This is a genomic window from Amphibacillus sediminis NBRC 103570 (genome assembly GCF_001552275.1).
In the GTDB taxonomy this organism is placed as follows: Bacteria; Bacillota; Bacilli; order Bacillales; family Amphibacillaceae; genus Amphibacillus_B; species Amphibacillus_B sediminis.
This window is the reverse complement of record NZ_BCQW01000049.1, coordinates 1-6,812: the sequence shown is the minus strand read 5'-3', so window position 1 is coordinate 6,812 and position 6,812 is coordinate 1. Positions and strand designations below refer to the sequence as shown.

The 6,812-nt window shown below is 38.3% G+C and carries 8 protein-coding genes and 2 tRNA genes; 9 read left to right on the top strand and 1 reads right to left on the bottom strand.

Features of this window, described 5'->3' with window-relative positions:
- Nucleotides 1–25 precede the first annotated feature (25 nt).
- On the bottom strand, nt 26–166 hold the full coding sequence (locus ASE01S_RS15940) for a hypothetical protein (RefSeq protein ID WP_157065246.1): 141 nt from the start codon (nt 164–166) through the stop codon (nt 26–28).
- Nucleotides 167–396: 230 nt separating this feature from the next.
- Here ASE01S_RS15940 and ASE01S_RS15065 point away from each other — a divergent pair, with 230 nt between their 5' ends.
- From ASE01S_RS15065 to ASE01S_RS15025, 9 genes are all read left to right on the top strand, one after another.
- Nucleotides 397–852 (top strand): MarR family winged helix-turn-helix transcriptional regulator, encoded by a 456-nt coding sequence (locus ASE01S_RS15065; protein ID WP_067844315.1) that lies wholly within the window; start codon nt 397–399, stop codon nt 850–852.
- Between the two features lie 21 nt (nt 853–873).
- A complete protein-coding gene (gene racE / locus ASE01S_RS15060) occupies nt 874–1,686 on the top strand; it encodes a glutamate racemase (protein ID WP_067844313.1) in 813 nt (270 codons plus the stop codon).
- Between the two features lie 426 nt (nt 1,687–2,112).
- Nucleotides 2,113–3,192 carry a GerMN domain-containing protein gene (locus ASE01S_RS15055; RefSeq protein WP_067844310.1) on the top strand — a complete coding sequence of 360 codons (1,080 nt, stop codon included), beginning with the start codon at nt 2,113–2,115 and terminating at the stop codon, nt 3,190–3,192.
- A 165-nt stretch (nt 3,193–3,357) separates the two neighbouring features.
- Nucleotides 3,358–4,107, top strand: a complete 750-nt coding sequence (gene rph, locus ASE01S_RS15050; RefSeq protein WP_067844307.1) for a ribonuclease PH — start codon at nt 3,358–3,360, stop codon at nt 4,105–4,107.
- A gap of 3 nt (nt 4,108–4,110) precedes the next feature.
- Nucleotides 4,111–4,701 (top strand): XTP/dITP diphosphatase, encoded by a 591-nt coding sequence (locus tag ASE01S_RS15045; RefSeq protein WP_067844304.1) that lies wholly within the window; start codon nt 4,111–4,113, stop codon nt 4,699–4,701.
- A gap of 21 nt (nt 4,702–4,722) precedes the next feature.
- A complete protein-coding gene (locus tag ASE01S_RS15040) occupies nt 4,723–5,241 on the top strand; it encodes a metallophosphoesterase (protein WP_067844301.1) in 519 nt (172 codons plus the stop codon).
- A 228-nt stretch (nt 5,242–5,469) separates the two neighbouring features.
- Nucleotides 5,470–5,543, top strand: a tRNA-Gly gene (locus tag ASE01S_RS15035).
- Nucleotide 5,544: 1 nt separating this feature from the next.
- Nucleotides 5,545–5,618 (top strand) — tRNA-Arg (locus tag ASE01S_RS15030).
- Nucleotides 5,619–6,435: 817 nt separating this feature from the next.
- Entirely contained in the window at nt 6,436–6,618 is a 183-nt protein-coding gene (locus tag ASE01S_RS15025; protein ID WP_067844298.1) for a sporulation protein Cse60, read from the top strand.
- The last annotated feature ends 194 nt before the right edge of the window (nt 6,619–6,812 follow it).

Here is a 6,812-nt window from a genome sequence, read left to right as displayed (position 1 = left end):
CCCCTTTTTAGATTAATTTCTTAAACTATGCTAGGCGCGTTTGATTGCCCATCGGTAAGTATCTATTACGATAAACAGCTCCATGCTCAACTAGCAGATAGATAAATAAGCCATGCTTAAGTGCCATCCTCACTAATTTAAGCTGAGTTGGTTTTTGATCAGACAACCCTTTCAGTCACCTTCTATACTTAATATATTTCTAGTTTATCAGATTTTATGTCATAAAGAACAAAAAATAGAAAAAGCTAGTAAATATCTATTTGTTTGAGCCAAAAGGTAACGCAACCTTAAAGGGTAAATAGCTCAACGTTGCTTATCGACAAATTTTATTTCCCGAAATGATAAAAAAAATGTTATGATACTTAAAAGAAGTGGATATAGAGAGGAGTTGACCTAGTGGAAAAAGAGCTAATTGACCGTCCCATCGCCCAAATTGAAAAGAATATCCGCTATATAAACGGTGTTATTAAGCAAAAAGGACGAGAAATCCTTAAAAACTATACGATTACAACACCACAATTTATTGCGTTGCAGTGGTTATTAGAGGACGGCGATTTAACCATTGGTGAACTGTCCAATAAAATAAACTTAGCGTTTAGTACGACAACCGATTTAGTCGATCGGATGGAGAAGAATAACTTGGTAGAGCGACGACGTGATCAAAAGGATCGTCGAGTGGTCCGAATTCACCTGCTACCAGAAGGGAAAGAAATTATTCATGAAGTTATCGAGAAGAGACAAGCCTATTTGAATGTAGTCCTAGCTGACGTTCCAGGTGAACAGGTCGATATGCTTCATAGTGTGCTTGAATTGTTATTAGAAAAGATGAAGTCAAATCTTAATCATAAATAGATAGAAAAAGAGGGATGTTTTGTGGATCAGCCAATTGGTGTAATTGATTCAGGAGTTGGTGGTCTAACCGTAGCACGTGAGCTCATGAGACAATTACCGAAGGAACAACTGATTTATTTAGGAGATACATTGCGTTGTCCATATGGGCCACGCCCGCAAGAAGAAGTCATACGTTTTACGTTAGAAATGGTCGATTTTTTAATGGAAAAGAAAATTAAGATGCTTGTGATTGCCTGTAATACCGCCACGGCTTACACACTGGAGCGATTACAGCAACAGCTTGAAATACCTGTAATTGGTGTTATTGAACCTGGGGCTCGCGCAGCAATCAAAGTGACGCAAACAAAGCATATTGGTGTAATTGGTACAGAAGGTACGATTCAAAGTAAGGCTTATCCGATTGCACTTCATCATATATCATCTGAGCTTTCTATTTTTGACCTGGCTTGCCCAAAATTTGTTCCTTTAGTAGAAAGTGGAGCTTTTTCGGGTATGGCAGCAGAACAAATTGTAAGTGAAACATTAGCACCGATCAAGCAATATACTATGCTTGACACTTTAATCCTTGGTTGCACGCATTATCCTTTATTAACAGAAACGATAAAAAAGGTGATGGGCGACAGAATTGAAATTATAGCTTCAGGCACTGAGACAGCTCGTGAAGTAAGTGCGATTATGAGTTATCAACAAATAAACTATGAGGGTGAACGTCTACCTGAACATCGTTTTTACACGACAGGATCACCAGGATTATTTGAACATATTGCCAATCAATGGATGGATTATCCCGTTAAATATATCGAGCAAATTGCGATTGATCAAACCAGAAAGTAGTGCAGAGCATCTGTACTACTTTTTTTGGTGGTCTAGCCAACATGAGGGATTACTTGGTCGTGAAAGTCTATTGTCTATTACAAGCTTGGCAGTAATAAAAGTACATGCTTACTATGAAATTGAACCGCAGGATACGAACCCGTACGTACGGTAGTGTAAGAGGTCGGATAATCAATTAATGCTGCCCTCCTACTCAATATTAAAACTGCCAAGCCACTTAACGAATCAATATTAGGATTCTTAGATAGTCTATTTTCTATTAAATAAATCGCTTGTTTAACGAACAAGCTAATACTTGTCTAATTCCTATTCAAAAAAGAATACGACATTATGCTTAAAATCAACTGATTTTTTATTACTCACAGGTCTAATTCTCTCAGAGGGCTCGTATACATATTAGTACAAACCATCTGAGGAGGTCGTGGCATGGGGAGAAGAGCAACAATAAGATCAATTAGTCTAATGCTATTGTTGATCGCAGGCTTATTTTTGGTATCAGGATGTGGTTTATTCAATTCAGAGAAAACCTCGGACGATATAGACGCACCAATCGATCAAAATCAATCAGACGATCAAGGAGAAGAGCAACCTGAGGATGAGGTTGACAGCAATAGTTCCTCACAGGAAACCGTTTCGCGTCAACTTTTTTTATTAAGTGAAGCGGGCATAGTCGTTCCGCAAACAGTAGAGCTACCCAAAATAGAATCAAATGGCGTAGCAGCCCAAGTACTAGAATATTTAGTTCAAGATGGCCCTGTAATGGAATTACTACCAAACGGATTTGAGGCTGTACTACCTGCAGGGACAGAGGTGCTAGGACTTAACTTGCAAGAGAACGGCACTTTAGTTGTTGATCTGTCTGAAGAATTTAAAAACTATCAGGCCGATAAGGAGCAACAAATTATTGAAGCCCTCACTTACACATTGACACAATTTGATAATGTGGAAAAAGTAAAGCTCTGGGTCAATGGCTTTGAACAAAATGAAATGCCTGTAAATGGAACGCCAATGTTCGACGGTTATTCGCGGTCAAACGGGATTAATTTCATGTCAGTTGATGGGATTGACTTATTAAACAGTGAAGCTGTAACTGTATATTACCCCGCTCAACTCGGCTCAAACTTTTACTACGTTCCCGTAACACAGCATGTTGAAGTGAAAGACGGTGATCTTAATCAGGCTATCGTCCAAGCTTTGCTTGATGGACCAGCCTTTGAAACGAATTTGCTCCATGTTTTTAATCCAAACGTGGACGTATTAGAAGTAACAACATCAGATGATGGAGTGTTGTCAATCGAATTTACAGAGGAAATCTTAGCCGATGTAAATGAAGCATACATTGCCGATGAGGTGATTGAAACCCTCGTGTTGACATTGACCGATCAGCCGGAGGTGTCAGCAGTTTCGATCACAGTCGAGAATGTTGAACAAATTTTTAACGAGCATGGGGTGCCATATAGTGAGCCAGTCAGTCGTGATACCTTTGTCCCTACCGGAAGCTTATAAGCTGAGTCCGCACTCAGCTTTATTTTTTTTAGCTTTATAAAACATTGACCAAGCAATGAAAAGTTTAAAGATGATTTAAAAAATTAATGAATCTTAGCATGGATGTAACCAATTGGCTCAAAATATGTTACGATAGGATCGTGGAATGAAGGAGGACGATAGATAATGAGACCAAATAATCGGGGGATAGATCAATTACGCCCAATGACAATAGAGACCGATTTTATTAAGCATGCGGAAGGATCTGTCTTAATCACTGTTGGAGATACCAAGGTGATTTGCAATGCCAGTATTGAGGATCGAGTACCGCCATTTATGCGTGGACAAGGTAAAGGCTGGATAACCGCTGAGTATGCGATGCTACCTCGTGCAACCGAACAGCGTAATATTCGTGAATCATCAAAAGGGAAAGTATCTGGCCGTACAATGGAAATCCAACGTTTAATTGGTCGTGCTTTAAGAGCGGTTGTTGATCTTGAAAAGCTAGGAGAGCGCACCATCTGGATTGATTGTGATGTTATTCAGGCCGATGGTGGTACACGAACAGCTTCAATCACCGGTGCTTTTGTTGCAATGACTTTAGCGATAGGGAAGCTTATTAAAGAAAAGACGATTACAGACATGCCAATCACGACCTATTTGGCTGCCATTTCAGTCGGGATTATGCCCGATGGTGAGGCTGTATTAGACTTGGAATATGTTGAGGATTCAGAAGCAAATGTTGATATGAATATTGTGATGACTGGTGCTGGTGAATTTGTTGAGGTACAGGGAACAGGTGAAGAGTCAACCTTCAGTCATGCACAATTACAACAAATGCTTGAACTAGCCGATCAAGGCATTCAGCAAATTTTTATGATTCAAAAAGAAGCACTGGCAGAATTTGCACAACTGCTGGAAGACAAGAAGGAGTAGGGTATGAATAAAATTCTAATTGCCACCAAGAATGAAGGAAAAGTTGCCGATTTCAGGCAGCTTTTTCAAGCGCAGAATACTGAGGTTATCTCATTACTTGACTTAGATCAACCTATAGCCGATGTTGAAGAAACAGGGGAAACATTTGAGCAAAATGCTGTCCTAAAGGCTGAAACAATTGCTGATCTGCTGCAAATTCCTGTAGTTGCAGATGATTCAGGTCTTGCGATTGATGCCTTAAATGGCGCACCTGGTGTTTATTCGGCAAGATATGCTGGCTTAGAAAAAAACGATCAGAAGAATATTGACAAAGTGTTAGCAGAATTGAGGGGAATTGATGCGATAGATCGAACAGCACAATTTGTTTGTGCACTTGCACTAGCTCAACCAGGTCAAGACACCATTGTTGAACATGGTTACTGTCGTGGGACAATTACAACAGAGCCAGTTGGTGAAAATGGCTTTGGCTATGATCCGATTTTTATTCCAGAAGGTGAAAATCGGACAATGGCACAATTATCACCAGCGAAAAAAAACGCAATAAGTCATCGAGGACAAGCCCTTAAAAAACTAGCTCAGTCATTAAAACTTTAGTGGAGAGAGGGGAAACGAGCAATGCCAAGCGTTTTAATCGTAAGTGACAGCCATGGCTGGCAACAGGAACTTGTACAGATCAAGCAATTCTATCAAGGGAAGGTTGACCAAATGATTCACTGCGGTGATTCTGAGCTTGATTATAGCCAATCAGAAATGGCAGGCTTTCAAAAAGTAGCAGGGAATTGTGATTACGATCCTAATTACCCAGATGAACGAGTTATCACTGTCCAAGGCGTTAGATTTTTTATCGCACATGGTCACCTACATAACGTTAAAATGACCTTAACACCGATTACATATCGAGCCAGCGAATTAGATGCCAAAATCATCTGCCATGGGCACTCACACATAGCCGCAGCTAACCAGATTGGTAATCAGCTCGTCATCAATCCTGGTAGTATTCGCTTACCACGTGGACGTCGAGAAGAGACTTATGCCATTCTCGAATGGAATGACACCAATGAATATTACGTGCATTTTTATCGTTTAAATGGACAAGAGGTAGAGGACTTAGCTTTTAGTACAACACTAGCTTAGAAGCTTCATGTGAGTTAAGCCTTTGGCTTAGCTCACGAAGCTAGTTTAGCTGGCTATTTTAATGTTTTTAAGTGGTTTTATTCTAAAAAATGATTGACATTTAGAGCAAAAATCACTATAATAAATCTTGTCTGTTACAGATGATTGCTAAAAAGTGTGAAAGTAACAAAGCGATATCCCTTATGGCTAAGGGATTTTAAAGAGTAAAATAAGTATACATATTGTGTTGCGGGTGTAGTTTAATGGTAAAACCTCAGCCTTCCAAGCTGATGACGAGGGTTCGATTCCCTTCACCCGCTCCATGTCCCAGTAGCTCAGCTGGATAGAGCAACGGCCTTCTAAGCCGTGGGTCGGGAGTTCGAATCTCTCCTGGGACGTTAGCTAAAACCTTACACCCTCAATGGTTGTAAGGTTTTTTGTGATTGTGAAAAGGTGGTGTTTTATCTTGGGGATCATTTATCCTTTTTTAAATAAATTATTAAAGTGATTAGCAGCACTTTTCTCACCAATTTTGTAGGACCTGACCATACATGTCTATGGTTATACTTACTTACGAGTAACTTAATTGCTCTTGGATTTTTAGCATGAACGTCTAACAAAGCATTTTATAGCCTTGTATACGTTTTTTATCCTACTTAAGGAAGACTATCTTTCTTATCAGTTCGCTTTCTGTTCTTCTTTAGAACGTTAATATCCAAAAAAGATCCACATTTGTGCACGTCTAGTTTTGAAAGGGAAAGAAAAATTAATATAAGCTAACAGTGAAACTTGGATGAGGAGGATTTATCTTTTTTTACTTTAAAAATCGTTAGTTGATTAATTATAGTATAATTAAGGAAACTGGTGAAAAGATGAAAATATGAAAAATAATAGTTTATAGAGAGAATTGATCTTGACATGGTAAAAACTATTATTGCCTGCCTTTTTCCTATTTTCTATTTGTTTTTGGTTGTATATAGCACGAAGGTTGTACAAGGGCTCAGTATTATTAACATGGACGTAAATAGGGTTGGTCCATTTTGGGATGAACCTGTTTATCAATAAAAGAAAATTTGAGAGTAAAGTGATTTTTGAATTAATATGTTATACGGTAGCTATCCTGTATGCTTTATATTTATTAATTTAGCCCTTCATTCTAGCATCCTAAAGGGATTTCCTGATAAAATATTGAAGTGAAAGGGAGGAGAGGGAAAATTGTATAGAGTAAAATTATTTGATGATCAATATGTGACAAATTTAGAAGAAGCCATTAATAACTTTTTAGAAACTGTGCAGAGTAAACCGTCATTTGAATTAATCGACATAAAATATAACAGCTATCCTTACGGTGAAGTCAACACTGATTATCATTCAGCAATGATCATCTACAAAATATAAGTTTAAACTTCTACTACTCATCTTAGATCAAAATATCAACGGTGAATAAAATACGTTATTTATCCTGTTTTGGTAATCAAAATAGTAAATTGATCCCAAAGTAATCATTAAAGTGGAAACCTATAAGTCTTGCAAAATGATAAAATAATTCATGGACCAAAGGGTCACATATAAACGAAATAATCACGAATGTA

Excerpts from the sequence above, each read along its gene's own strand:
- ASE01S_RS15055 (WP_067844310.1), top strand. The coding sequence starts at position 2,113 with ATGGGGAGAAGAGCAACAATAAGATCAATTAGTCTAATGCTATTGTTG.
- rph (WP_067844307.1), top strand. The coding sequence starts at position 3,358 with ATGAGACCAAATAATCGGGGGATAGATCAATTACGCCCAATGACAATA.
- ASE01S_RS15045 (WP_067844304.1), top strand. The coding sequence starts at position 4,111 with ATGAATAAAATTCTAATTGCCACCAAGAATGAAGGAAAAGTTGCCGAT.
- ASE01S_RS15040 (WP_067844301.1), top strand. The coding sequence starts at position 4,723 with ATGCCAAGCGTTTTAATCGTAAGTGACAGCCATGGCTGGCAACAGGAA.